This window comes from Marivirga salinae, assembly GCF_030503855.1.
Taxonomy (GTDB): Bacteria; Bacteroidota; Bacteroidia; order Cytophagales; family Cyclobacteriaceae; genus Marivirga; species Marivirga salinarum.
Genome location: NZ_CP129971.1, coordinates 2,693,131 through 2,719,539, shown reverse-complemented (window position 1 = coordinate 2,719,539; position 26,409 = coordinate 2,693,131). Strand labels below are relative to the sequence as shown.

The following is a 26,409-nucleotide window of genomic DNA, read 5'->3' as shown; positions in this document are numbered from 1 at the left end:
TAAGGCTATTGAAAAATTCATTTTAATAATTAAAAGAAGGTGAAGTGGATGGTAAGTTACCATCCACTTCATCCTCAAATTAATTTGCAGGAACTAAAACAAAATTCCACCATACTGATCCGTCCCCAGCAACATCAATTCCAATTGATAAAGTCTCACCTGAGGCATCCTTAGTATAATCAAATACTTCATAAGTAACAGCCGCATCCATATTAGGCGGTGCAGCTGTATATTCTCCTCCATTATAGGCTTTTGGTAAAGCGATAAATGCACCAGTACCTCTAACTGTAATGAAAGCAGGCTCAGTTTCAGTAGCTGGAGTTAATGAAAACGAATGTTTACCGGGTCCCCATGCTTCAGCATCTGTTCCGTCAAGTGCTGTATCATCTGTACAACCTTCATCTATTCCCATATATGTTTCAGCATAAATATCACCATTGGCATTATATTCATATTGCCCACCTGTTTTGAAAATGAACTCATCATTAAACAAACATGGTCTATCGCCAGAAATATCTGCTCCATTAGGGAAATATGCATCGCTACCTTTTTCTGGACCTACACCAAAAGCGCCAGGGCCTTCTTTTAATTTCCAAGCCTTTTGATCTTCTCCAGTTAATAAATCTAAAGTAATTTCATTAGCTGATTCAGTTGCAAAGCCTATATCATCTATATAGAAAGTACCACCATTATTATTATCCGTATCAGCAAATATTACAAGATTTTGCAGATTATTTTGAGCTCCTGAGAAATCAAAAGTTAATTCAACCCATTCATTTGCTACAGGGATATTAACATTCTGTTCAGTAAATGTATTTGGATCACCTGCTACCTCCATTTTTAAAATAGCATTAGTAGCTACTGGAGACCAAATTTTCATTGATAAAGTAGTATTTTCAGAAAAATCAACTGGTTCATCTAATAATATAGCTAATCCAGCAAAAGAAAATTCAGTTCCTTTTTGGAATTCTCCAACACGAGAAGAAGTATTTACTCCAGATGGATCAGGATTGTCTACTACATTAAAAACTGTTCCGCCAAAAGTACCAAATTGAGTATTGTTTTCTTCAAAAGTAAAAGGCAATACTTTAGGTGCAGCTGAAACAGAGACTTCCTGGGTTACTGTTGCTGACTGTCCTGGACCAGTTGCAGTTAAGGTTACCTCATAAGTACCTTCCTCTGCATAAGTATGTGAAGGGTTTTCTTCAGCACTCGTAGCACCATCACCAAATTCCCATAAATAAGTTTCAGCATTTAAGGAAGTATTTGTGAATGTAGCTGTAAGTTCAGTGGTTTCTACCGTAAAACTTGCTGCAATAGGTGCATACCCTTTTCTAATTAATCTGTGAAACCATGATAAGTCAGGTGTGGAAGCATCATTGAAACGAATAAACATTTCATTTTCAGAAATAGATAGAATAGTATAAGTATTTACGCCAGTATTATACCCTATGAATCCATTGTTATTAAAGCTAATTACAGGATTACCTTCTTCATCTTCAGAAATAGAATAGTTAATGTTTTCTGGTGCTTCATAAGGTGCTGTTCTATCACCAACCTCTGGTTCAAATGCACCCGGAAAATTCCCTTCTTGTGCTGGGTTTAAATAAACATCACCGTTTGTTTCTTGAATGTATTGGTAATTATTTAAAATAAATGTATACTCATCATTATATAAACCACCACCAGCTTTTTCATTCGCTCCAGCAGCATAATAATCCGGTCCAGCAGCATTAGGAGGTCCTACTCCAAAATGACCAGAACGTTCAGCATCAATCACCCAAGTTTTACCCTCTGTTTGATCACAACCTCCAGTCAGTAATTCTAAAAATTCAACATTACATATCGTTGGGTCAGTATTAGCTATTGAGATTGTTTCAGATGAACTTACAGAACCTCCTTTTGAATAAACTGTGAGCGTAACTTCATATTCTCCTTCAAAAGGGAAATAAGCTTCTACTTCACTTCCTTCTGCGCTTGCTCCATTTCCAAAATCCCATTTTTTTATAAATCCATCAGATGGATTTGATAATACAACGTAATTTTCGCCCTTTGAAGATGGGTTTACTTCAAAATTCGCTTCTGCTGGTGCAGGTGCTTCTTCAAGCACAAACTCCTCATTACAGGAAGTAAAACCTATTAGTAATGAGAGTATGAATAAATTGAAAATATATTTTCTCATAATTGTTTAATTAAATCTTGATTAATAATTAGGATTCTGAGTCCAATTTCCACCTGCAAGATCAATCTCTATTTGAGGAATTGGGAATAATTCATTTTTATCAGGTGTAAAACCTTCTATTTCGTCAGAAGCTCTTCCAGTTCTCACTAAATCCCAGAATCTAAAACCTTCTCCTGAAAGCTCCAATCTTCTCTCATTCCAAATCGCTTCAGTTAATTGACCTCCTGATAAACTCAAAGCAGGCATACCTACTCTCTCTCTCACATCATTAAGATACCCCAATGCTTTTGCATCATTTGGACTCGCTTTTCTGTTAAATGCTTCAGCAGCCATTAAATAAACATCTGCAAGTCTGATTAATCGGTAATTAACTGGACTAGTCAAATCGTTATCTGGCAATCCTAATTCATCTAGTCTTTTGATATACTTATTATTATAAAAGCCAGTATGACCACCGCCACCAATTGCATAAGAAATATCAGCAGAATTTGGCTGAGCATCTATAAACGCATCTAAATTTAAAACTGATCCGTCTCTTCTTATATCACCCACAGCATAGGCATCATATAAATCCTGTGTAGGAAGATTGTAGCTATTACCATCTCCATATTCAGGGCCTTCATACTGTCTAATACCTTGAAACCCTACTGCTGCAAACCCCTCTAAGCAAACTAAACAACCATAGGCACCACCCTCTTGACCAGAGTATTGAATTTCAAAAACTGATTCAGAATTACCCTCTTGATTTACACTGAATAAATCTGCATATTCTTCGCTTGTAGTGGATTCAATCAAACTATATGGTCCTTCCATGATTATTTGATCTAATACTTCGGAAGCCTCTTCAAATTTATCTTGATATAAATATACTCTACCTAATAGACCTAAAGCTGCACCTTTGGTAACCTTCCCTTCAACTTCAACTGTCCATTCTAAACTTTCAGCAGCCTGTAATAAATCAGATTCAATTTGTGCATAAACTTCTTGAGCTGGTGTTCTACCAATTGAATTAACTTCATCTGCTCCTAAGAATTTATCGATAATTAAAGGAACATCTCCAAAATACTTCACCAACTGAAAGTAATAATAAGCTCTAAGGAAATGTGCTTCACCAAATAGAACTTCTTTACCAGGAAAATCAATATTATCTTGATTGATAAATAAATAATTTGTCCTTGTTATTCCTGCATAGTTAAACTGAAAAACACTTCTTAGTTCACTATTTACAGCATTATGATTCATAGATTCAATCTCATGTAATCCTTGAGTATCATTAACACTTTCACCGCCTGCAATAGCATTATCAGATGCAATTTCACCTATCCAAAGATTTAAGTATGAAGTTTGCATCAAATCATATGCTCCAATTAATGCACGCTGATAATCTTCCTGTGTATTAAAATAAGAATCAGCATCTTGTGCATACAAGGGATCCAATTCAAGCCTATCATCGCAAGAATTCAAGATTACACCGCCAGATAGCAGTATAAAAAAAGTAAATATTTTATTATATAATCTCATGGTATCGTTATTTAAAATTTAATATTAAAACCACCCATCAATGATTTTGCTTGAGGATATTGACCATAATCAACACCTCTTGCTAAAGGATTTGTAGAGCTAATGTCCGGGTCATATCCCATATACTTTGTCAGTGTGAAAGGATTAATAGATCCAATGTAAATACGCATACTAGTCATATTCATATTTTCACATATACTCTTTGGTAAATTGTACCCAATTTGAATATTTCTCACTCTAGCAAATGAGCCATCTTCCACGTAAAAATCTGAAAACTCAGTATTTCTTGTTGCTCCAGTAGTTAATCTTGGATACTCATTTGTAGATCCTTCACCAGTCCATCTGTTGATGTTATAAGCTAATTGATTAGCATAAGGTTGCTGTCTTTCATAATTTCTTATGATTTCATTTCCAATTAATGAGGTAATATTTGCAGTCAGATCAAATCCCTTATACTTAGCGTTCAAATTTAACCCCATAATGAAATCAGGATTAGGAGAACCAATGATTGTTCTATCTGTATCATCACCAAAACTAATCACTCCATCACCATTTTGGTCAACATATCTCAAATCTCCAGGCTGAGCATCAGGCTGAACAACGGAGCTAGAAGCAATTTCTTCTTCCGTTTGCCATATACCATCTGTCTCTAAACCGATGAAATAACCGACAGGATAACCTGCTTCAAATCTTGTAGCAGTATTACCACCAACACTAAATCCTACCCCTGGAATGAAATCAGTTCCCGCAGGAAGACTAGTCACTTCATTTTGAAGATATGTGAAATTGTAATTTATATTCAAGCTGAAGTCGTCTGAAGGTCTCAATTCATAATTGAAATCCAGCTCAACACCTTTGTTTTGGACAGTTCCAGCATTTACAAATGGAGGAAAACTTCCAGCTCCATAAGTTCCTAAAATTGCTGAAGCCTGCGCTTGAATTAAAAGATTGTCTGTGGTTTTAATGAAATAGTTAGCTCCAATATCTAGGCTTTTGAAAAGAGATAAATCTAAACCAATATTTGTTTGCTGAGTAGATTCCCATTGCAAACTTGGATTAGGTGCTATGCCAATTGCTACTCCATTAACAATTGTATTGTCAAAAACATATTGAGCTTCACCACCTAAATTTGCCCTATACACATAAGAATCAATTCTATCGTTTCCTGACCAGCCATGACTTAATCTTAATTTAGCAAATTCGATGGCATCTACATTAAAGAAGCTTTCATCAGATAAAACCCATGCTCCAGAAAGTGAACCGAAATAACCAAATCTATTATTAGCACCAAATCTGGTTGAACCATCTCGTCTAATAATACCTGAGAACAAATATCTTTTAGCATAATCATACTCACCCCTTAAGAAAAATGAGTTTAACCTATCAACATTTTGATCTGAATTAACTTGATTCAAATAACCTCCTACTGCTTGGTTAGTGGAAATATCAGCAAGATTCACAGCGTTGTTAGGAATATTAAATGCTGTTCCGGATAGAGACTGGAAAGAAGTTTCGTTCAATGATAAACCAGCTGTTGATTTAATATTATGAAGATCTCCAATTGTTGTCTTATAATTAACAAAGCCTTCAAAAAGATAGTCTAGATAAGAAGTTCTTTCCTCGTAAACATTTGCACCTCGCTCCACAATAATCCCACCTACTGGATCACCTATTGTGGTGGTAGTAGGATCTAAATCGGCATTTAATGCGCTGTTTTGACTTTTACCAGCTCCATACCATACTAACGGATTAAAGACTTTCGAGTCTACTAAAGCGTAAGTATAGGCAATTCTAGCATTAGCCGATAAGTTTTCAGTTATATCATAAGTAAGTTCTTGTTTTCCAACAAGTTTATTTACCATGGTTTCGTTATGTGTATTTTCTAATTGAGCTATAGGATTGATGATATCTGCCACATTATTCAAATAAGAATATCTTCCATCTGTTCTTAATGGTTCTGTTGGATAAGCATTTGTGGCATTATACAAAACTGAACCAATTCCCCCTTGAGGAATACTTTTACTAAATTCATTTGTGTATAATAAAACATTAGTCAATTTCAATTTAGGGAGTATTTCGGTAGTGAAATTTACTCTAGCATTATAACGCTCAAAGAAGGCTTTATCACCTCCCACTATTCCTTCCTGACCGAAATAAGAACCACCGATATTATAAGTGGTTTTCTCAGTACCCCCGCTCACACTTAAATTATAGTTCTGAATAGGAGCATCTTGAAAAACTAAATCTTGCCAATCGGTTCCCTCGCCCAAATTAGTATTGTTGAAAGGAGGTGTCTGGTTACCAGCTACGAAGGCTTCATTTTTAAGTGTAGCGTATTCCGTTGCATTCAATAAATCTAATTTCTTTGCTGTTCTTTGAACACCATAGTATCCACTAAAATTTAAAGAAGGTTTCGTATTCTTTTTCCCTTTTTTCGTTTCAATAATAACTACACCATTGGCAGCCCTTACACCATAAATTCCTGCTGTACCATCTTTTAAAACATTAATGGACTCTATATCGTTTGGATTTAAGGCATTCAAACCATCCGATTCGTAAATAATACCATCTACAATAATTAATGGTGAATTATTTCCATTAGTTGAAATCCCTCTAATATTAATGTTAGAGGAGCCTCCAGGTGCACCAGAATTGGTAGATACATTAACACCAGCTAACTGACCTTGTAATGCCTGATCAACTCTAGGTACATTTCTCTCTTCGATTTTATCACCATCAACTTGAGCGGTTGCACCTGTCAATTCCTTTTTGGTAGTACTTCCGTAACCAACAACCACAATCTCACTTAAAGCTTCGAAATTTGGCACCATTTGAATATCAATTACTGATCTCCCATTAACTTGTACTTCTTCTGGATTGTATCCAATAAAACTAAATCTTAAAACAGCGTCTTGATTAACGCTTAATTTAAAATTCCCATCAACGTCAGTAATTGTACCATCTGCTGTACCCATTATCATAATGTTTACCCCTGGTAAAGGCTGATCATTTTCATCAGTAACCGTACCGGATACTGTTCTGTCCTGTGCTATACTAATAAAACTGTATAGGACTAATAAAAATAAGGTTAAAATGTGCTTCATAGTCATTAGTTATTATTCAATTATTTTTTTTACCGCTTCCTTAACAAAAGCATAATCCAAATGACCATTATTTAAAAAAATATACAAATTCTAAGCATACATCATAAATACATCAACACCTTATAATCAATTTCTCAAAACCTCATCATTTAGATGAATAAAATAGCATTTAAGTAAAATAGAGGCTATTTATAGTTACTACATATGTCTGGTTTTTTTCTACACTATTTTCACCCGTATTACTACAATCTTACCATATTTTACTAAATTGTAACTAATTAACATCAAAGGAATGAAAAGGAGGATTAAGACACTATTTATAATAATCGGTCTATTTCTAGTGGGAAATATCAGTTATGGCCAGTTTATTGGTTACCCATTCTATAAATACTACTCCAGTCAGGATTATCATGGTGGAATTCAAAATTGGAAAATAACCCAAAGCCAAAATGGACTTCTGTATGTGGCCAATAATTTTGGACTACTAGAATTTGATGGGACTAATTGGAATAAATACTCTTTAGAAAGTGGTACCAAATGTAGAGATGTTTTCGTAGATACTGATGGCAAAATTTACATAGCAGCCCAAGGAGATTTTGGATATTATGTACCGAATGAATTAGGCAAATTAGCTTTTGTCAGTTTAGCCGACAGCATCCCTGGTGAAAATAGAAATTTTGATGAAGCATGGAGAGTTTTTAAAAAGAATGACAGACTATTATTCTGCACTTTTGACGATATTTTTATTTTCAATATATCAGGGGAATTATTAGATATAGTGGATCCGGAAACTGATCCTGATAACTTTTTCCTTGTCAATAATCAACTCTACCTAAACCAATCAGGGAGCGGATTATCTATAATGGAAAATGGCAATGTAAAACAAGCTGAGTTTGGTGATTTATTTAAAAACATGACCATTAGTGGCATTCTTGAAATTAACAATAATCAACTTTTAATCAGCACTTTAAAAAGTGGGATATATTTAAAAACTGGTAATACAATTTCAATTTGGAATACATCAAACCAGGATATCTTTCAAAGTTCTAATATTAATCAGATGATCAGATTAAAAAGTGGAGAAATAGCTATTGGAACGCAAAACGAAGGGCTCTTCTTACTTAATTCTAAAGGAAGTATTAAAATGCAACTCACCAAAGGTAGAGGAATTGAAAACCGCACTGTATTATCTCTGTATGAAGATATTCAAGGCAATTTATGGCTAGGGCATAACAATGGTATTTCTTCAGTGGCTCTAAATTCACCTTTTGAACATCTAAATGAACAAACTGGACTTCCTGGTACTGGATATGATGCCTTGTTATTAAGAGATACTTTATACTTGGGCACTAATAACGGACTCTATTTCAAAAACATTCTAAATAAAAACACCACTTTTCAAAAGGTGAAAAATACAACAGGCCAAGTATATAATATTGAACACTTACACAATTCAATTATAATGGGGCACCATTCAGGAACTTTTAACATTAATAACGGTGAGGCAAGTATTCTTTCAGAGACACCAGGAACTTGGACCTTTCTCGATCTAAAAAATCATCCTGAATATGTTTTACAAGGAAATTATAAGGGGATATGTCTTTTTAAAAAATCTGAAAACGGAATAAAATTCCATCATAAATTAGAAGGTTTTGAAGAATCTTCAAGGGTAATGGAGGAGGACGAAGATGGTAACATCTGGATGACACACGGATATAAAGGTGTTTTTAAACTTAATTTATCTGAAGATTTAAAATCAGTTCAATCAGAATACTATGGAGAAGAAAAAGGACTACCCTCTAAAGTTTTAATAAATGTATGGAGATTAAATAACAATTTGATTTTTTCCACAGAAAGTGGTTTATATGAATACAATAAAAAACAAGACCGCTTTATCAAATCATCATTTTTATCTGAGTATTTTCCAGAAAATGTACAGTTTGTGAGTTTTACTGAGGATGCACTAGGAAATATATATTTTGTTAGTACAACTGAAACAGGTGTATTAGAAAAAAGTACTAATGGCAATTACAATAAACATACTGCCGTCTTCAATCAATTAATAAATGCACTAAATGACGATCTTCATAATATTATTCCTTTAGAAGCGAATAAAGTATTATTTGCTGCCAAGGAAGGTTTCATTTTTTTTGATAATTCGGTTCAAAAACTACAGGACATAGATTATAATGTAATTTTTACAAAAATCAGTATCTCCAATTCAAAAGAAGACTCCATTATAACTTATGGAAGAGAAATGAGAGGTGATAAAGTTAGTTTTAAGCAAATTAATAAAGGAATTGAAATTCCATTTAAAGACAATTCAATCAGAATTGAATATAGCGCGCCCTATATGAATGGTCAATTTCAAAATGAATATCAATATTGGCTTGAAAACAATGAGGTAGGATATAGTGAATGGTCTGTGAGGACTGCTAAAGAATATACCAATTTAAAAGAGGGAGATTATACATTTCATGTTAGGGCTAAAAATATTCATGGCCAACTTAGCTCAGTTGCCACCTATGAATTCACTATATTACCCCCCTGGTATCGTACTAATTGGGCATATGGATTATACATTTTTCTTGGTCTAATTACTTCAGTTTTGGTTTTTGTGATTTTCGAATTGAGATACAAAAAGAAAACCGAAATCATCACAGAGGAAAAAGAAAAAGAAATCACTAGAATTGACAGTGAGTTGAAAACCTCTGAGCAGAAATTAGAACACCTAAAAAACGAAAAGCTTAAATCAGAAATAAAGCTGAAAAATAAGGAATTGGCTACCTCAACCATGCATCTTATTAACAAAAATAGTTTTATCAATAGCATAAAATCTAATTTGAATAATATTTCAAAACGCAGTAATAATCAGGAAGTAAAGCATGAAATCGGCAGGGTAATTCATAACATTGATAAAAACATCTCTGCAGACGAAGATTGGGAGCATTTCTCCATTCATTTTGACCAAGTGCATGGTGACTTCATAAAGAGATGGCAAAAGGATTACCCCAATTTAAGCCCACAGGAAATGAAATTAAGTGCTTATTTAAGGATGAACCTTAGCACAAAGGAAATAGCAAATTTATTAAATATTTCGGTACGTGGTGTGGAAATAGCTCGCTACAGATTAAGGAAAAAACTTGAATTAGAGCGGTCTGACAACTTACAGGAGTTCATTTTGAAATATTAAACAGTAAAGCTATAAAAAACCTGCATAACCAATCTTATGCAGGTTTTTCAAAAATCATCATTCTATTGTCCTAAAACAATTGCAAAAATCAGTGGTGCTACGATAGTAGCATCAGATTCAACAATGAATTTAGGCGTGTCTATATCTAATTTACCCCAAGTGATCTTCTCATTAGGCACTGCTCCTGAATAAGAACCATAACTAGTGGTGGAATCGGAAATTTGACAGAAGTAGCTCCAAAATGGAACATCAGTGTACTCCAAATCTTGATAAAGCATTGGAACAACACATATAGGGAAATCTCCTGCTATCCCCCCTCCTATTTGAAAGAATCCAACTCCTTCAGTTCCTGCATTTTGCTTATACCAGTCTGCCAAAAAAGTCATGTATTCAATTCCTGATTTCATAGTGGAAGGTTTCAACTCACCTTTTACGCAATAGCTTGCAAAGATATTACCCATTGTACTATCCTCCCATCCTGGAACAATGATTGGTAAATTCTTTTCAGCAGCTGCTAACATCCAGCTATTTTTAGGATCAATTTCATAGTATTGTTCTAATACACCTGATCTGATCAATTTATACATGAACTCATGTGGAAAATAACGCTCCCCCTTTTCTTCTGCATCCTTCCAAATTTCAAAAATATGTTGCTGTAGCCTTCTAAATGCTTCTTCTTCTGGAATACAAGTATCGGTTACTCTATTAAGTCCTTTCTCTAACAAATCCCACTCCTGCTGTGGCGTTAAATCTCTATAATTAGGAACCCTTTCATAATGGCTATGTGCCACTAAGTTCATTAAGTCCTCTTCAAGGTTAGCACCCGTGCAACTGATAATTTGCACTTTATCTTGGCGAATCATTTCGGCAAATGAAATCCCCAGTTCAGCTGTAGACATGGCTCCCGCAAGAGACACCAACATTTTCTTGCCTGATTCAACGTGATTTTTATAAGCATCAGCAGCATCAATAAGTGCAGCCGCATTAAAGTGACGGTAATTATGTTTTAAAAATTCTGTAATTTTCATAGATTAATTATTTGCAGTAAAAATAATCAAAAATAGCGAAGAGAAAGACAGGAAATAATATTATTCAGAAAGTTTCCAAAATTGAATTAATATTTTTCTTAAGAAGTGCTTTTACTGGTAATTGCTTCATCTTAGCTACCAAAATGGAACCATAAGTTGTGGTAAGAAGCATGCTTACCATATCATTTACATTAGAACTTTTAGTGATTTCTGTTTGAAATATGGCTTCCAATAAATATTTCTCTAGTAATTTGTCAAAAGCTAAGACTTCCATTTGTTGAACATCCTCAAAACTAGGGAATAAGAGGTGCTTTTCTGCTTTCTTTATGCTTATTGGTTTTAAGACTTTGGAAGAGGCTGCATGATACTTTATTAAATGTAAAATCATGGAATTATAACGTTCACACAGATCACCGTAACGATCATAAATATACTTTACAGCCTTGATCCCTTTCAAATCTTGCTTTTGCAGGCTTACACTAATTTCAAAAGACCAAACACGCATAAAATAAAGTAATAAATCTTCTTTCTGAGGGAAATATCGAAAGAAGGTAACTTTGGAAATATTAGCTTCCTTACAAAGATCAGTTACATGAATATCATTAAAATTCTTTTCAATGAGCATATTTTTAGCAAGATTTAAAATCAGCAATTTTAATTTTGCTGCCTTTCTTTCCCTCAAGCTAAGCCCATCTGTAAGCATGAAATTATTTAAATTTTGATGATAGTAAATTCAACTCTTCGGTTTAATTTTCTGGTTGCTTCGGATTTATTACTCGCAATTGGACGTGCACCGCCATACCCTTTGCTTTGTAATCGTTTGGAGTTTATCCCCTTCTCAACTAAATATTCTTTAATTCTGTCTGAGCGTTTTTGTGATAGCTCTATATTTAATTTAGCACTTCCAGTATTATCTGTATGCCCAGATAATTCAATTTCAATAGAAGGATTTTTCTTCAGCATTGTATAAACTCTATCTAATTCCTCAAAAGATCCATCTTTAATATCGGATGTACCTCTTTTGAACAAAACACTCTTCAACTGTATGGTGGTTCCCTCTTTTAAACTTAAGAGCTCAAGTCTAATTGTAGAATTATCCTCTATAGTATCAGTTTTGATAGTTTGCTTATCGTCTAAATAGCCTTCAACAGAAATGTCAATTGTATATACAGAGTCTTTATTTAATTTAGTCTGATATGAAGAAGTTGTTCCCATCACAATTTCAGAATAAGAACTTTTGCTCATCTCATTCACACCCTTTATAAGCAATTGAGGTTTTAATGGATTTCCTGTAAATCCATCTACTACATTAAACTTCACTTTTATCTTTTCACGAGTCTTATTATTGGTATTATTATTTTGAAATGGTAATACCGACTGCGAAGAAGCCGTCATGCTTTTCTCAATTTCAGGCTCAATCTCAACTTCAAGAGGAGTGCTAGTTTTTAAAATATTTCCTAAACCAATACTGTTTACTGTGTTGACCAGTAAAGCATTTTCTCCTTCATCAATTAATCTAAAATACCAATCAGCACCTTCTGAGTTAACATTGTCTAAGTTTTTCGGTTCCGACCAGGTAGTCCAAGTAGCATCTTGTCTTTTACTATAAAAAACATCCCTGCTCCCCATTCCGCCTCTGCCATTTGAGCTGAAAAACAAAGTTTTATTATCTTTAGCTAAAAAAGGAGTTAATTCCTGTGCCTCCGTATTGATATCAACACCTAAATTTCTTAATTCAGTCCATTCATCAATAGATTTCCGGAAGGTATAATAAATATCTTCATTTCCTCTGCTTCCAAAACTTTCAAGGCTTAAAACCATGATTTTCCCATCCTTACTTAAGCTACCAGATAAATGATCTGATTTGTTTTTAAAATAAGGTATATCTATTGGTTGAGGTTCGCTCCAGTTTTCACCAATTTTACGTGAAAATGAAACTCCACCCTTTCTTGGACTTTTGTAATTTCCAACAACATACATGATGTTACCATCAGGTGTAATACCAATAACTGCATTAAAATTTGTATTATTTATGGGGCCTTTTAAACGTTTTGCTGATTTCCAAACTCCGTTTTCAAACTCTGAAGACCAAATATCACCTAGGTCTCTCTCCCCACCTTTATTATCAGGATGATTCTTTTTAGTAAAGTATAAATTGTTTCCATCTGGAGTAATAATAGGCGCTATATCATCATATATGCTTTCAAGAGAATCGATAAGGATCGGTTTATCCTGAGAAACACCCTTCATGGCTAAAAAAAATGATATGAATATAAATATAAAGGCCTTCATTCTTAAAATATTATATACTTACAAGATATTGTAAAACATAAAACATTACAATCATCAATTTAAAAAAATATTACCTCTTCTCTTTAAATTATTTAATAAAAATAACAATAGTATTAAAATAATGAGATGCTAATCTAATACATTTTTCACTAAAATCAACTTAAAGCTATAAAATAATTACAAGCACCTTTTGAGTTGTTTTTCAGATACTTATGAAATAAAATTAAAAGTATGAAGTATTGTTAAGATTTCAAGCTTATCAATTAAGTCAAAAACTAAATTTATAATAAAACATCAATTAATATCAAAAATCATTACATGAAGGAAAGGATATTGATACTAAATTAAAATAAGGGAGGTATTTAATCATTTTCATGATAGATTAATAAAGGATGAGTACTTAGATAGGTAATTTCTGTAGATACGCTATTCCCCATAATTTTTTCAAAGAAGTTCCTTTTGCGTTTCAGCAAAACTAGCAAATCTCCCTGCTGTTCATTTACAAATTCCTCAATACCGCTGCTGATGTCTTTTTTATATTCTTTTAGGTAATAACTAATTTTATCATAGCCTAAAAAACTTGACAGTTCATCTTTAAATTCCTGATAACTTTTCTCACTCATCTTGTTTGTAGAATGGCTTACATGCACAAACCGAATTCTGCTTCGGAAACTATAAACAAAACTTACCAATTTTTGCATGATTATTTTATCATTTTCAGAATAATCAGATGCATATACCACAGAATTCCAGCCATTAAAATCAGCTTCAAGTGGAATCGTTAATACAGGTATATCGCTATTTTCTACTGTCCTTATCGTGCGACTGCCAATAATTGTTTTTCTACTGTAGCCATTTCCTTGAGTTCCCATTACGATTAAATCATAATCATTATCATTGGCATACTTACTAATAGAATTATTTACATCACCAATTGATAATACCACATCACATTCAAAACCATATTCCTTTTCAATTTCATCAGCCAAATTATAGAGTTTATCCTTTGCATGATCTTTTAGATCATTGAATTCAGACTTTTCTCCATCCAATGAGTGCAAAAATTCTTTCTCTGTAAATATATGGATAAGTGTTAGGCTCCCTTTCCTCACTTTTAATATTTTAGCGGCATATTCCAGTGCATTTAAGGAATAGGTTGAAAAATCTATTGGGCACAAAAATTTATCCATATCAAAATTATTTTATGTTCAATTTAAAAAAAAATAAATATTATATATACTTACTAACATACTTATTTCCTGAAATATAAAACCTCCACGGTAATAAAGCATCTTCTTCAGCGTAATCGATTCCTATTCGACAGCTTTTAACAAAATCTTCTACAACAAACCCTTTATCAATCAAATATATATGTTCATTATTTACGAGATCGACCCCATTTAAAGATTTATCAATACCTAATGCCTGAGATAACTTAGCAGGTCCAGCATAAACTTTCGGGGTACTTTTTTTGACATTTCTTCTTTCTAACATAATTTTAGTACCACTCAAGGGTTCAACCGAGCGAATCAAGATGGCATCTGCCTTTCCTTTTACATTTGATACGATATTAAAGAGATGATGTATACCATAACACAAATAAACATATGCATGCCCCCCTTCTTCGTACATAGTTGCTGTTCTTTTTGTAAATTTCCCCATATGAGCATGGCAGGCTTTATCGTTTTCACCAGAATATGCTTCCGTTTCTGTAATCATTGCTTCACAATAAAAACCATCTATATTGGTGCAAATAACTTTACCTAATAAGAGTTGAGCTAGTTCTACCACATCGGGGTTATGAAAAATTGATCGATCTAATCTTTTTTTTGCAACTTTCATTTAGAAAAGTAGTTTTAGTTGGCTAAATAGCAAATTAATTAAACTTAAACACAAATCATTATGAAAAAATCCATTTTACTATTTGGTTTATCTATTTTAATAATAGGTACGCTTGAGTTAAAAGCTCAAATAAACATACCACAACCGTCTGCTAAGGCAAAAGTAGAGACTACTGTGGGATTAACTGATGTGGCCATTAGTTATTTTAGACCTAGCGTGAAAGGACGTGAAATTTTTGGTGAAGGAGATGACTTTTTGCAACCTTACGGAGTATTGTGGAGAGCTGGAGCCAATAGTGGATCTGTATTAACACTTAGCACTGATGCGGTAATCGCAGGGAACAAAGTAGAGGCTGGAGAATATTTAATTTTCATGACGCCTGGCGAAAACGAATGGGAGTTTAAGTTGTACAGTGATTTATCTTTAGGTGGAAATGTTGGAAACTACGATGAATCTAAAGAGTTGATATCTGTTATTCAAGAAGTTGAAAAATTAGAGGAGCCTGTTGAAACTTTAACGTACCAAATTTCAGATATTAGTGCTGATAATAAATCGGCAAACATTCATTTCAGATGGGAAAATGTTAGTTTGAAAGTTCCTTTTGAGGTTTCTTATGATGAGCTAGTAATGGCTCAAATAGAGAAATATACAAAGGTGGATCCCGGAAATTTAATTACTGCAGCAAACTATTACTACACTAATGAAAGAGACTTAAAACAAGCTTTAGCATGGGTTAATTCCTATTTAGCAGAAGGTAATAATAGTGCCCAGTTTTGGAATTTGCATTTGAAAGCAAAAATTTTAGCCAAAATGGGAGATAAAAAAGAAGCAAAGAAAGTAGCAGAAAAATCAATCGAATTAGCTAAAAAGAATAGCTCTGGAGATTTTGGTTACGTGAAAAGAAATCAAGATTTAATAGATTCTTTGTAAAATTTTAAAATTTCAGTTTTAAGCCGGTTTTGATGATTTCATTACCGGCTTTTTTTATTCATCAAATTTCGAGAGATCTAATACTTTCACTTCTGCCTTTCTGGACTTATCTTCACTTCCTCCACTCAAAACACCAAACCCCCTAGCAGCCAAACGATCAGCTTCAATTCCATTTTCTTTAAAGAACTTCAAAACGGATTGAGCTCTTTTGTTCGATAATTCATAATTATATTTGGGATTACCATCAGCTGAAGCAAAAGCTGAAATTTGAACACCTAAATTTTGATGTGATTTCAAAAAGTTAGCCATATCGATTAACTTTTCTTCATGACGCTCAGCAACTTCACTAGAATTCACATCAAAATAGACTTGATAGGCCGAAATATTAAGAACCGAATCGATCAATTTTTTAACCTCCAATTCTTCATCCGTAATAAAATCGTTATCTCGCTCTTTTAATTTAGAAATTCTATCTTTAGCTGTTTTTTCTAAATCTCCAATATGCGTTACCATATAAATATCTGTAAATCCTAAGCCCTCTTCACGAACTGAAGCCAAATATCCCCTTTCTCCATCAGCTGTAGGATGAAAATAGACTTCATCATCAACTGTATTCACAGGATATCCTAAGTTTTCTGGTTTTTCCCATTTTTCTGAATCTCCATCATACTTGGTGGTAAAAACGTCAAAGCCACCAAACCCCTTATGTCCTTTACTACTAAAATAAACAGTCACTCCATCTTTTGCCATATAAGGCCCATCTTCATCTTCTTTGGTGTTAATCTCTGGCCCCATATTGAAAGGTCTTTTCCATTGGCCATCTTCTTTGTAACATCCATAAATATCAAAACCTCCATAACCTCCGGGTCTATTAGAAGCAAACATCATAAATTCACCATCATCGGAGACCCAAATTGATTGTTCTGCAAATCCTTGTGAATTGATTCTTCCTTCCAAGGGTTTAGGTTTAGTCCATTCATCATTCTCATTTTCAGTACTATATACAATATCACCATTTCCTTGATCAGAATAAATATACAATGTCTTACCATCACTGCTTAAGAAAAGATTAGAATCGTGGTATAAGGTATTTATATTTGGACCAATATTTTTAGCTTTACTCCAAGTCACGCCTTGTCTTTTTGAGATATAAATATCTTCAAAATAAAAGTTATCATTATCAACATTTTCATTCATATTACCTTCTTGCCTTCTTGAAGTAAAAATCATTACCGTTTCATCTTCATTTAAAACTGGAGCATAATCAGGCCATGTAGAATTTATATTTTCACTTACATTTTCTATTATATAGGAAGATGGCATTCCAATAATCTCTTTTGCATTTCTACATTCTTCAATTCTGTCATTTACTTCATAAACTGAAGTTTTATCCCTGCCTCTATAACTTCGATCTGACCTTAACTTTTCTTTATAAGCTAAAAAATAATCTAAAGCCTTTTCAAATTCCAATCCGTATTGATATCCTCTACCCAATAAATAATCGATATTAAATCGATATTTGGAATCTAATCTTTTTACTCTTTCAAAATATTTAGTGGAATAGTCTCGATTTACAGTTTCCAGATAAAGTTTCCCTGCCATGTAGTTGGCTCTCACATTCATGGTGTCTGCTTCAGCAGCTTGAATATAAATATCTTTCGCAATCTCAATAGCGTCTTTAGCTTCCGCATATACCTGATCTGCTTGTTCCATGTAAATTTTAGACAATTCAGGATCTTGAGCCATCAATTTGATGCTCATGAATAAAAGCAAAATGGAAAGAGTTATTTTACTGTAAAGCTTCATATAGATTAGAAAAATACAACTACCAAAGGAAACCTCCAAATTTATTCAAATAATAGATGGTCAAACGTATAATCACCTTAACATGGAATGAACTGGCCTGAATGAAGTTTAAAAGTATAAATTATTAATAATCAGCTTTTTATTATTTATTAAGTAACTAACTATGCGATTAGAAGTGATTGATAATCCTTAAGTAAGATTAATGTTACCTGCTTATTTGTTGTTTTTTAAATATTGATAAAGTAATCCTACCAAAATTACAATTCCGCAACCCAAGAGATTAAACCATAGATAGGCCATTTCACTAAAGAAATAAAAGTACAAAACTACCATTTGTGCAACTACTGCCCCAACAAATACGGCATTTCCTTTTATATACTTGATGAAGAATCCTGATAAGAAAATACCCAGTATGGTTCCATAAAATATTGACCCTAAAATATTTACGGCTTGAATTAAATTATCTAACAAACCAGCAAAAGTGGCAAAAAACACTGCGACTAATCCCCAGAAAAGCGTAAAAAGCTTAGAGGCTATTAAATAATGTTTTTCACTCCCCTTTTTATAAATATTTCGTTTATAAATATCTATAATACTAGTAGAGGCTAACGCATTCAATTCTGATGCAGTCGATGACATAGCAGCAGAAAAAATCACAGCCAACAAAAGTCCAATTATACCTTTAGGCAAGTTTTCCATTACAAAAGTGATAAAAACGTAATCAGTATCAGTGGTTTCTAAATCCTCATTTGTAGCTTTAATTATATCTTTAGCCTCATTTCGCAATTGGTCTTCCCTGTCGTGAATACCTGAAATTTTCTCTTTTAAAACCTCTACTTCATTGCCTTCTGCTTCTGACAATAAATGTACTTGTCTCCTTTTTTCTTCAAATAAATCAGCATATTCCTGCTCAACAGCCTGATACTTCTCTTTTTGTTCTTCATTTAAGTAGACTTCATCTTTAGCCGCCTCATTAAAAAAAACAGGTGCTTGGTTGAATTGATAAAAAACAAAAACCAATGCCCCGATAAAAAGAATAACAAACTGCATAGGTATTTTCAACAAACCGTTGAACATCAACCCTAATCTACTTTCTGTTAATGATTTGCCTGATAAATAACGTGCTACTTGTGATTGATCAGTACCAAAATATGATAAAGCGACAAACAGCCCACCTAACAAACCGGTCCATAAAGTGTATCGGTTTTCTAAGTCCACTTCAGTATTAATCAAATCAAGCTTTCCTAAATGGCCTGCTATTTTTGTTGCTCCAACAATTCCAATATCTTCAGGTAGCAATTTCACTACAAAAAGTCCGGCAACAATCATCCCTCCCATCATCACAATCATCTGAAGCTTTTGGGTTTGACTTACTGCTTTTGTACCTCCACTTACGGTATAAATGATAACCAACGAACCAATAATTACGGTGGTGTAAACCAATGGCCAACCTAATATAGAAGAAAGAATAATGGCGGGAGCATAAATAGTGATTCCTGCAGCTAATCCTCTTTGAATTAAGAAAAGAAATGCTCCTAAAATTCTGGTTTTTAAATCGAAACGTGATTCTAGATATTCGTAAGCGGTATAAACTTTTAGTTTGTAATAGATCGGTAAAACCCAAATACTCAGAATTATCATGGCTATAGGTAAACCAAAGTAAAACTGTATGAAACCCATACCGCTTTCGTAAGCTTGACCAGGAGTAGATAAAAAGGTGATAGCACTAGCTTGGGTTGCCATAATGGACAAACCTATGGTCCACCACTTCATGCTATTGTCTCCCTTTAAATAAGATTCAATGTTTTTGCTTCCTCTGGTTTTATAAACACCATAGCTTACAATCATTATAAGAGTTCCGAAAAGGACAATCCAATCTAAAGCGCTCATGCAAAATATCGGGTTATGGCATAAAAAATACTAATCAAACTGACTAATACGATAATCAATAACCAATAGAAATTCTTCCACTTCCCAAGTAAAGGTGGGTTATTATCTTCTAAATCTTTATCGTTTTCCATTTGTGGAAATTAGAGGGAATTTTTGAAAATAAAAAATTGGATTTGCTGAGTGGCATAAAATCATGTCGAATAATAAATTTTTATCTGAATGTCAAAATCAATATTACTAGACTCCTTAATCTATTGTTTTCATTAGCTCCAGTTAAATTATCTCTTTCCAAGCGAAAACAGCAATTCTATTTAAGTGCTAATTCTTCCTTCTCTTGTAGTATTTTTTTCATCGCCACGGCCACTCCATTGGTCCAACCAAAACCGTCTTGTAATGGATACTCCCCACCTCCTGCTTGCAGACTAGTATCTGCGACATTGTATTTTTCCATCATTTTACCGGTTTGTTGGTAAACCTTCTCATTTAAACTGAGCCATCTGTTCATCACATCCAAACCTGCTTCATGTTCACCATAGTTAAATAGTGCTTGAATTCCTATCCATTGCAGTGGTGCCCAGGCATTAGGATAATCCCATTGTTGCCCACTTTCTACGGTAGTACTCACAAAGCCTCCGTCTAATAGTAAACGATTTTTCATTTGCTTCATCACCATTCGAGCTTTGTCCTTAGGCGCAATTTTTGCAAATAGAGGATAGGCAGATGCCATACTTAAAATTTTAGTGTGTTCACTCTTCCTGAAATTATAATCAGCATAACGTTGATCTTTTTCATTCCAAAGTAAGCTATTGATGGCATTTTTTCGATTATTGGCTTTTTCTAAGTAAATATCCGCGCTATCGAGTTGTTCGTTCCAGTTATAAGCCTGTGCTATTTTAACTTCTAAAAAATATAAGAGTACATTCAAGTCAATAGGAATGATATCAGTAGTTTGAATTGTTTTCATTTCTTGAGGATCAGCAAACCATCTGCTACTATAATCCCATCCTGATTCAGCACCAGCTCTCAAATCTCTGAAAGTTTTATCTTCATCTAAATCATTTTCATGAACCAATTCATAATCTTCTTTAAATGATTCAGGCCTGGCTTTAGCATATTCATCAAAATATCGATTTAAGACGATATCACCCTCTAATAATACTACTCTATTGATAGCAGGATTAACTTCAGATAATTTTTCACTTCCCTTCATCCAAAACTCATATTCTTTCAATAGTTGAGGCTGATAAGAAATAAATTTAGAGCGATTGTTAGCCGTTAATTCATCCACCATAAGAGAGAAAAATGGTGGTTGACTTCTACCTGTATAGTAAGCCCTATTTCCATTTGGGATAAAGCCTAAACTATCAATCAGAAATGCAAAATTATCCAACATACTAATAGCTAGATCTTCCTTGCCCGATGCTTTAAGCCCGAGCATAGTAAAATATGAATCCCAATAATATATCTCTCTAAAACGACCGCCAGGAACAACATAAGGGTTAGGCAATGGAATTAAAGAAGAGTTTTGAATAGTGTCTTCAGTTCGAGTTAATACTGGCCACAAGCTTTCGATATGATCGTACATATCCATTAGCTGATCTGTTTCAAATTCTGTTTTAGGATCTTCTGGAAGCTCAAAATTATTATTTAAAAATTCTTTCAGATCAAAATTTTTTCTGTCCTTTTCTGCTAAATAACTAATTTGAATTTTCTTTAAACTGCTTTTAGGAATGCAATCGACAAATGTTTTTGAATCCTTAAAAACTCCTTTCAATTGCACAGCTTTGAATAATTCAGAATCATAAAATTCAAGAAAATCATTCAGTGAATTTTCTACTTTGTTATTCTTTTCCCTTTCAACAACTGCAGAACAAGAGGCTGAAAGTATAATTATTAATATTAAACAATAGTGTTTTGAATAATGATAAAATTCTTTCATTTCTGTTTACTTGCTATTGTGTTATTACTTTTAAAATCTAATTTTTCTCTAATCAAATCGCCAACTTTCTGTCCTTGCCATATTCCCTCTTCTATTGCTCGTCTGTAGTGAATACCACCATACAATCGGCTCATAGCAGCTTCCTGAGATGCTTCCATAAATGAATTAAATTTTCTGGAAGGAAGTCCGAATTTAACTTCGGTGCTATCAACAAAACTAAAATTATCACCATATACATCAGTTAAGGCATTAGCAGCCGCTGTAGAAATCACACTATGTCCGCTTGTATATTCAGGAAAAGGTGGTGTTTGTAATGTTGGAGACCAGTCATTATCAATTTTTCTATTAATGATAGTTTCTGGTCTGATTAAATTTGAACGATACTTTTCATCCCAGCATGCGATAAAACCATCTGCCAAAGCAATTGAAGTTTTGGTATAAGCATAACTGCTTTTCATTAAATCAGCCTCATCTAGCATAGATGCAATTTTGGCAATTCCCATCCAGTGACCTCCAGGCGTAATTTTCTTAGTTGCAAACATCACATGACCGGTTATATTCATCACATAAGGATTACAATCCCAAAATGAAGCAATCTCTTTCTTTTCCTTATCTACACCCTTAACCACATTATAAACTTCCATCATTTCTTTATAGAAAGGACTGCTTTCATCTAAACTAAATTCATAAGGAGGTTGAGGGATAAACTGATTAGCACTGTCCAATGCAAATGTTCTGATTTTATTCCAATGTGGTTCTATAGCTGCCATATACGCTGGAGGTGTAGGCTCCCAATGATGGGATTTATCACTTAAAGGATGTTTAGACATAGTCCTAGTTTCCTTATAATTATCTTCATTAGCCCATGCTACAATATGCTGATGAACTTTAGTGGCATAATTCACAGAAGACTCCCATTCATCATCATCCATTCCTCTATTTTCTAATTCAGTTTTCCAATCAGATAGCCATTCTTCCATTTTTTCTTCTGAGAAAATCAGCATTTTGGAAGTTAAGTAATTAGCATAAAGTGCAGCTAATTGGAGGTTTACATTTTCATTATCAGGATTTGGAATTGGTTGGAGACCATTAACTTGTCCTGCTAAAGATTTATAGGAAGAATCTTGCTTTGCTAAAACTTCATAAGTAGCAATGGAAGGATATACATATACCCTGCTTGCTACCGGTGGAGAAAAAATATCATGAACCGTCACATCTGTTACTCTTTGCATTAAAGAATGCAAGTCCTTTGCTTCCACAGGAGTCTTATGATTTTCAGACTGGGTACAAGAAAAAAAGAACCCAAAAAATGCTAAAAAATAGAATACTGTACTCTTCATTTATCAATTATTTATCTTATCGAATGTTATCAATTTCAAACTATTGTCATTTCTGCTAACCAGAAAATATTTTTCACCATTCACATCGATTGATCTTATGTTTCTCACTTGACCATCCAATTTCAAGGCTTTCACTTTCTTAATGTTAATGATAGAATCTTGTAATTGAAATACTGTTCCATATTGAGCATCATATTTACCCATTTCAATATTATTCTCATAAAAGTTTCCAGCCCCTAATAGTTCCCGATTATCGTCATCTATAAATTCTAGGGCATTAAGAGAAGATATTTGTAATTCCATCGGTAAGGCTATGGCTTCGAAAGCCCCATCGCCATTATTTTTATAAAAATAACTTGAAAAATCATTAGCTGATAACTTTTCAGCAGATTCTAAAGCATCTCGTCCAAAAACATCGCTTAAATCTGCCTTTGAAAAATCCTGCGCATATTTCCAATCTTTCTTGAGCATAGGCAATTGCTTTAAGATCTCCGAATGATTGGCAAACGGAATTTCCTTACCATCAAGATAATAGGTCAATAAAGGATCCGTTTGACCATTATCATCAAAATCTTTGATATATAAATTGACGGGTTCTTCCTCAGTTGGCTTAAACCTTGAGTTTTCGCCAATATTTCCAGCAATAATATCAATATGGCCATCACCATCGAAATCACCTGCTTTTATGTGTCTCCACCACCCTTTCTCATTTCCAACTTCATGAAGTACAAATTTATCACCTTCATTAATCATGAGTTTAATACTCTCCCATTCAATAGCTAAGATAATATCGGGTTTCCCATCTCCATTTAGGTCTGCTGATGAAGCATCAGTTATCATTCCCATTTCATCTAAAAATGGAGCCATCACATTATTTGCTAATTTAAAAGTTCCGTCTTGATTATTGAAGTAAAGTTTAGATCCTGGTGCTAATCCATATCCATAAGGAACCGCACGACCGCCAAAAAACACATCTTGAAAACCATCGCCATTGAAATCTGCAACGGCCACTGAAGAAGCCGTCATATGGCTGTTTTCAAATACATATTTATCATTATAATTACCTTTACCATCATTCAAATAAACTCTCTGTGTAATATATTCAGAATCTCCTCTGTATTCATTTCCTCCGGATGCAATAATTAAATCTTGGTCTCCATCATTATCTATATCGGCAAAAACAGCATTAACATCTTCAAAAGTATGATCGTTTTGGATTAATGGCTGTTCCATCAATTTAAATTTCCCCTCCTCAGTTTGTATCCAGAGCTGACTATCTTCACGCTTGGAAGATCCAATAAAAAAATCCTCTCTACCGTCTCCATTGATATCAGCTACAGCTAAAGCTGGCCCTTCAGAAGATACCATATGAGGCATTAAAGGTTCTCTGATAAATTCTACAAATTGATTCTCTTTATGTACTACATCTAAACCTAAAGAATCTTGCAACTCAATGGCTCTGTAATCAAAATTAGTTGGATGAAGTGATGCGAAATCAAAAGAGTCTAAACCATCTTGATATTTGACCTTGTGAACTTTATTATATTTAAGATTATTCAGATTTTGAGTGCTTCCATCTGGCCAAATCAATTGGATATTTTCAACCTGACTACTATCTCCTATTGCAATATGCAATTTATCTTGTGCAGAACTTTGAAAGCCTTTCACAGGGAAATATTCATAGCTCAAACTTTCATTATTTTTCTGTTTTACAATAACTCGGCTTCCGATGGCATTTCGGTTATTCTCACTGCCTACTAATTCTAATTGTAAATACTTCCCACTTCTATTATCTTCTACAGCAGTGTTTTTATAAATAAAAGGCTTGTCTTCTAAATTATTTACTACTATATCTAAATCACCATCATTGTCTAAATCCACATAAATGGCACCATTAGAATAAGAATTTTGATTATTGCTGATTTGAGAGCTTACATCATCAAAAGTCAGGTCTTTATTATTGGAAAAGAAGCGGTTAGGCAATTTGATTTTCGGCATTCGCTCCACTATTTCTAAATCCTCCTTATCTACTATGCCCATTTCAGTCTTTTTTCGCTGATTCTCATTTGAGCTCATATAATTGATATAGTCTATATCATTCATTCTGCGCGGAATCCCATTGGAAACGAATAAATCTTTTTGGCCATTATTATCAAAATCCATAAAAAGCGGTGCCCAAGACCAATCTGTAGCATAGATATCGGCATATAGCGCAATCTCACTAAAAGTGCCGTTTTGATTATTCAATTGCAAGTTGTTACGAGCAAATTGGTCGTTATAACCAAAATCCTTTTTAAAGCGATAAACATCAAAGGCTTCTTCTCCCAAACTACTCTTCAAAATCTGAGGATCGTATGGGAGCATATCTAAAGAAATGATATCGTTAAAGCCATCATTATTAATATCTGCCATATCTACACCCATTGAAAATCGGCTGGTATGTTGCATTTGCTCCGTCAGCATCTCTTTAAAAGTACCATCCTGCTGATTGATATAGAGATAATCATTTTCATGAAAATCATTGCCCACATAAATATCAGGATAGCCGTCATTATTAACATCACCGACCACTACACCCAAACCATAGCCAATAACAGTACTATTAATACCACTTTCTTCGGTTGCATTTATGAATGTGCCATTATCATTTCTGAAATATCGATCTCCGGAAACATTACTTGTTTCTTCCTCAAAAGATTCTCTTTTTCCGAAAGTCCCATTTTGATGTATACTGTGATTCAACTGGAACATATCCAAGTCACCATCTTTATCAAAATCAGCAAAAGCTGCTTGTGTACCAAAACCAGCCAAGTCTAAGTCATAAGCGATGGCTTCATCCTCAAAAACAGGAATTCCATTTTCTATTTTTTTGCAAACAAATAGCTGATTGGATCCTTTCAGGATTTCATGATCACCTACTACATTTACATAGATATCTAGCATTCCATCTTGATTAATATCTACCACCGAAGCTCCGGTTGACCAATAACCTTCCCCTACAATTCCTGCTTCTTTACTGACATCTTTAAACTTGAAGTCACCTTGATTTAGAAAAAGCTTATTTTCTCCCATATTGGAAGTGAAAAATAAATCGACCAAACCATCATTATTAAAATCTCCTGCAGCTACTCCTCCTCCATTGTAGAAATACATATAATCAAAAAAGGAGAATTCCGTGGTTTGCTCCAAGGTATTCTCGAAATCCAAACCAGTTTTTTCTGCCTTTAATAATTCAAAATATGATTCTTCTGAATCCTGACATGCTGAAAATAGACTTAAAACAATAAGCGAAAAACTGCTTATTAAGTATGAAGTATTATACTTGAAATTAATTCTCTTCAC

General features: G+C 33.7%; 16 protein-coding genes. 2 read left to right on the top strand and 14 right to left on the bottom strand.

What is annotated here, in order from left to right:
- Window positions 1–79: 79 nt before the first annotated feature.
- The 3 genes from QYS49_RS11430 to QYS49_RS11420 are packed head-to-tail and all read right to left on the bottom strand — an operon-like array spanning window position 80 to window position 6,807.
- Window positions 80–2,182, bottom strand: a complete 2,103-nt coding sequence (locus QYS49_RS11430; RefSeq protein WP_308347369.1) for a PKD domain-containing protein — start codon at window positions 2,180–2,182, stop codon at window positions 80–82.
- Window positions 2,183–2,203: 21 nt separating this feature from the next.
- On the bottom strand, window positions 2,204–3,703 hold the full coding sequence (locus QYS49_RS11425) for a RagB/SusD family nutrient uptake outer membrane protein (protein ID WP_308347368.1): 1,500 nt from the start codon (window positions 3,701–3,703) through the stop codon (window positions 2,204–2,206).
- Between the two features lie 11 nt (window positions 3,704–3,714).
- On the bottom strand, window positions 3,715–6,807 hold the full coding sequence (locus QYS49_RS11420; RefSeq protein WP_308347367.1) for a SusC/RagA family TonB-linked outer membrane protein: 3,093 nt from the start codon (window positions 6,805–6,807) through the stop codon (window positions 3,715–3,717).
- A gap of 292 nt (window positions 6,808–7,099) precedes the next feature.
- Between QYS49_RS11420 and QYS49_RS11415 the strand changes: the two genes are divergently transcribed.
- A complete protein-coding gene (locus QYS49_RS11415) occupies window positions 7,100–10,000 on the top strand; it encodes a helix-turn-helix and ligand-binding sensor domain-containing protein (RefSeq protein ID WP_308347366.1) in 2,901 nt (966 codons plus the stop codon).
- Between the two features lie 62 nt (window positions 10,001–10,062).
- Here QYS49_RS11415 and QYS49_RS11410 read toward each other — a convergent pair whose 3' ends face one another.
- The 5 genes from QYS49_RS11410 to QYS49_RS11390 form a co-directional block, all read right to left on the bottom strand.
- Window positions 10,063–11,028: a deoxyhypusine synthase family protein gene (locus tag QYS49_RS11410; RefSeq protein WP_308347365.1), complete on the bottom strand. Its 966-nt coding sequence runs from the start codon at window positions 11,026–11,028 to the stop codon at window positions 10,063–10,065.
- 64 nt (window positions 11,029–11,092) lie between these two features.
- Window positions 11,093–11,731 carry a TetR/AcrR family transcriptional regulator gene (locus QYS49_RS11405; RefSeq protein ID WP_308347364.1) on the bottom strand — a complete coding sequence of 213 codons (639 nt, stop codon included), beginning with the start codon at window positions 11,729–11,731 and terminating at the stop codon, window positions 11,093–11,095.
- An 8-nt stretch (window positions 11,732–11,739) separates the two neighbouring features.
- Entirely contained in the window at window positions 11,740–13,320 is a 1,581-nt protein-coding gene (locus QYS49_RS11400; protein WP_308347363.1) for an OmpA family protein, read from the bottom strand.
- Between the two features lie 362 nt (window positions 13,321–13,682).
- Window positions 13,683–14,510, bottom strand: coding sequence for a universal stress protein (locus tag QYS49_RS11395; protein ID WP_308347362.1), 828 nt, complete (start codon window positions 14,508–14,510; stop codon window positions 13,683–13,685).
- 40 nt (window positions 14,511–14,550) lie between these two features.
- Window positions 14,551–15,162 carry a DNA-3-methyladenine glycosylase gene (locus tag QYS49_RS11390; RefSeq protein WP_308347361.1) on the bottom strand — a complete coding sequence of 204 codons (612 nt, stop codon included), beginning with the start codon at window positions 15,160–15,162 and terminating at the stop codon, window positions 14,551–14,553.
- Window positions 15,163–15,222: 60 nt separating this feature from the next.
- Here QYS49_RS11390 and QYS49_RS11385 point away from each other — a divergent pair, with 60 nt between their 5' ends.
- Window positions 15,223–16,092, top strand: coding sequence for a DUF2911 domain-containing protein (locus tag QYS49_RS11385; protein ID WP_308347360.1), 870 nt, complete (start codon window positions 15,223–15,225; stop codon window positions 16,090–16,092).
- Window positions 16,093–16,146: 54 nt separating this feature from the next.
- On the opposite strand, the gene QYS49_RS11380 is transcribed toward QYS49_RS11385, so the two are convergent.
- The 6 genes from QYS49_RS11380 to QYS49_RS11355 form a co-directional block, all read right to left on the bottom strand.
- Window positions 16,147–17,898, bottom strand: a complete 1,752-nt coding sequence (locus QYS49_RS11380; protein WP_308347359.1) for an OmpA family protein — start codon at window positions 17,896–17,898, stop codon at window positions 16,147–16,149.
- Between the two features lie 213 nt (window positions 17,899–18,111).
- Window positions 18,112–19,788, bottom strand: coding sequence for a sodium:solute symporter family protein (locus QYS49_RS11375; protein WP_308347358.1), 1,677 nt, complete (start codon window positions 19,786–19,788; stop codon window positions 18,112–18,114).
- The gene (locus tag QYS49_RS11370) at window positions 19,785–19,919 is read right to left on the bottom strand and encodes a hypothetical protein (protein WP_308347357.1); all 135 of its coding nucleotides are present in this window, start codon (window positions 19,917–19,919) and stop codon (window positions 19,785–19,787) included. The genes QYS49_RS11375 and QYS49_RS11370 overlap by 4 nt, the downstream gene beginning before the upstream one ends.
- Before the next feature lie 176 nt (window positions 19,920–20,095).
- On the bottom strand, window positions 20,096–21,727 hold the full coding sequence (gene treF, locus QYS49_RS11365; protein WP_308347356.1) for an alpha,alpha-trehalase TreF: 1,632 nt from the start codon (window positions 21,725–21,727) through the stop codon (window positions 20,096–20,098).
- Window positions 21,724–23,067: a vanadium-dependent haloperoxidase gene (locus QYS49_RS11360; RefSeq protein ID WP_308347355.1), complete on the bottom strand. Its 1,344-nt coding sequence runs from the start codon at window positions 23,065–23,067 to the stop codon at window positions 21,724–21,726. Before QYS49_RS11360 ends, treF begins: the two co-directional genes overlap by 4 nt.
- 3 nt (window positions 23,068–23,070) lie before the next feature.
- Entirely contained in the window at window positions 23,071–26,409 is a 3,339-nt protein-coding gene (locus QYS49_RS11355; protein ID WP_308347354.1) for a VCBS repeat-containing protein, read from the bottom strand.

Excerpts from the sequence above, each read along its gene's own strand:
- QYS49_RS11430 (WP_308347369.1), bottom strand. The coding sequence starts at position 2,182 with ATGAGAAAATATATTTTCAATTTATTCATACTCTCATTACTAATAGGT.
- QYS49_RS11425 (WP_308347368.1), bottom strand. The coding sequence starts at position 3,703 with ATGAGATTATATAATAAAATATTTACTTTTTTTATACTGCTATCTGGC.
- QYS49_RS11420 (WP_308347367.1), bottom strand. The coding sequence starts at position 6,807 with ATGAAGCACATTTTAACCTTATTTTTATTAGTCCTATACAGTTTTATT.
- QYS49_RS11415 (WP_308347366.1), top strand. The coding sequence starts at position 7,100 with ATGAAAAGGAGGATTAAGACACTATTTATAATAATCGGTCTATTTCTA.
- QYS49_RS11410 (WP_308347365.1), bottom strand. The coding sequence starts at position 11,028 with ATGAAAATTACAGAATTTTTAAAACATAATTACCGTCACTTTAATGCG.
- QYS49_RS11405 (WP_308347364.1), bottom strand. The coding sequence starts at position 11,731 with ATGCTTACAGATGGGCTTAGCTTGAGGGAAAGAAAGGCAGCAAAATTA.
- QYS49_RS11400 (WP_308347363.1), bottom strand. The coding sequence starts at position 13,320 with ATGAAGGCCTTTATATTTATATTCATATCATTTTTTTTAGCCATGAAG.
- QYS49_RS11395 (WP_308347362.1), bottom strand. The coding sequence starts at position 14,510 with ATGGATAAATTTTTGTGCCCAATAGATTTTTCAACCTATTCCTTAAAT.
- QYS49_RS11390 (WP_308347361.1), bottom strand. The coding sequence starts at position 15,162 with ATGAAAGTTGCAAAAAAAAGATTAGATCGATCAATTTTTCATAACCCC.
- QYS49_RS11385 (WP_308347360.1), top strand. The coding sequence starts at position 15,223 with ATGAAAAAATCCATTTTACTATTTGGTTTATCTATTTTAATAATAGGT.
- QYS49_RS11380 (WP_308347359.1), bottom strand. The coding sequence starts at position 17,898 with ATGAAGCTTTACAGTAAAATAACTCTTTCCATTTTGCTTTTATTCATG.
- QYS49_RS11375 (WP_308347358.1), bottom strand. The coding sequence starts at position 19,788 with ATGAGCGCTTTAGATTGGATTGTCCTTTTCGGAACTCTTATAATGATT.
- QYS49_RS11370 (WP_308347357.1), bottom strand. The coding sequence starts at position 19,919 with ATGGAAAACGATAAAGATTTAGAAGATAATAACCCACCTTTACTTGGG.
- treF (WP_308347356.1), bottom strand. The coding sequence starts at position 21,727 with ATGAAAGAATTTTATCATTATTCAAAACACTATTGTTTAATATTAATA.
- QYS49_RS11360 (WP_308347355.1), bottom strand. The coding sequence starts at position 23,067 with ATGAAGAGTACAGTATTCTATTTTTTAGCATTTTTTGGGTTCTTTTTT.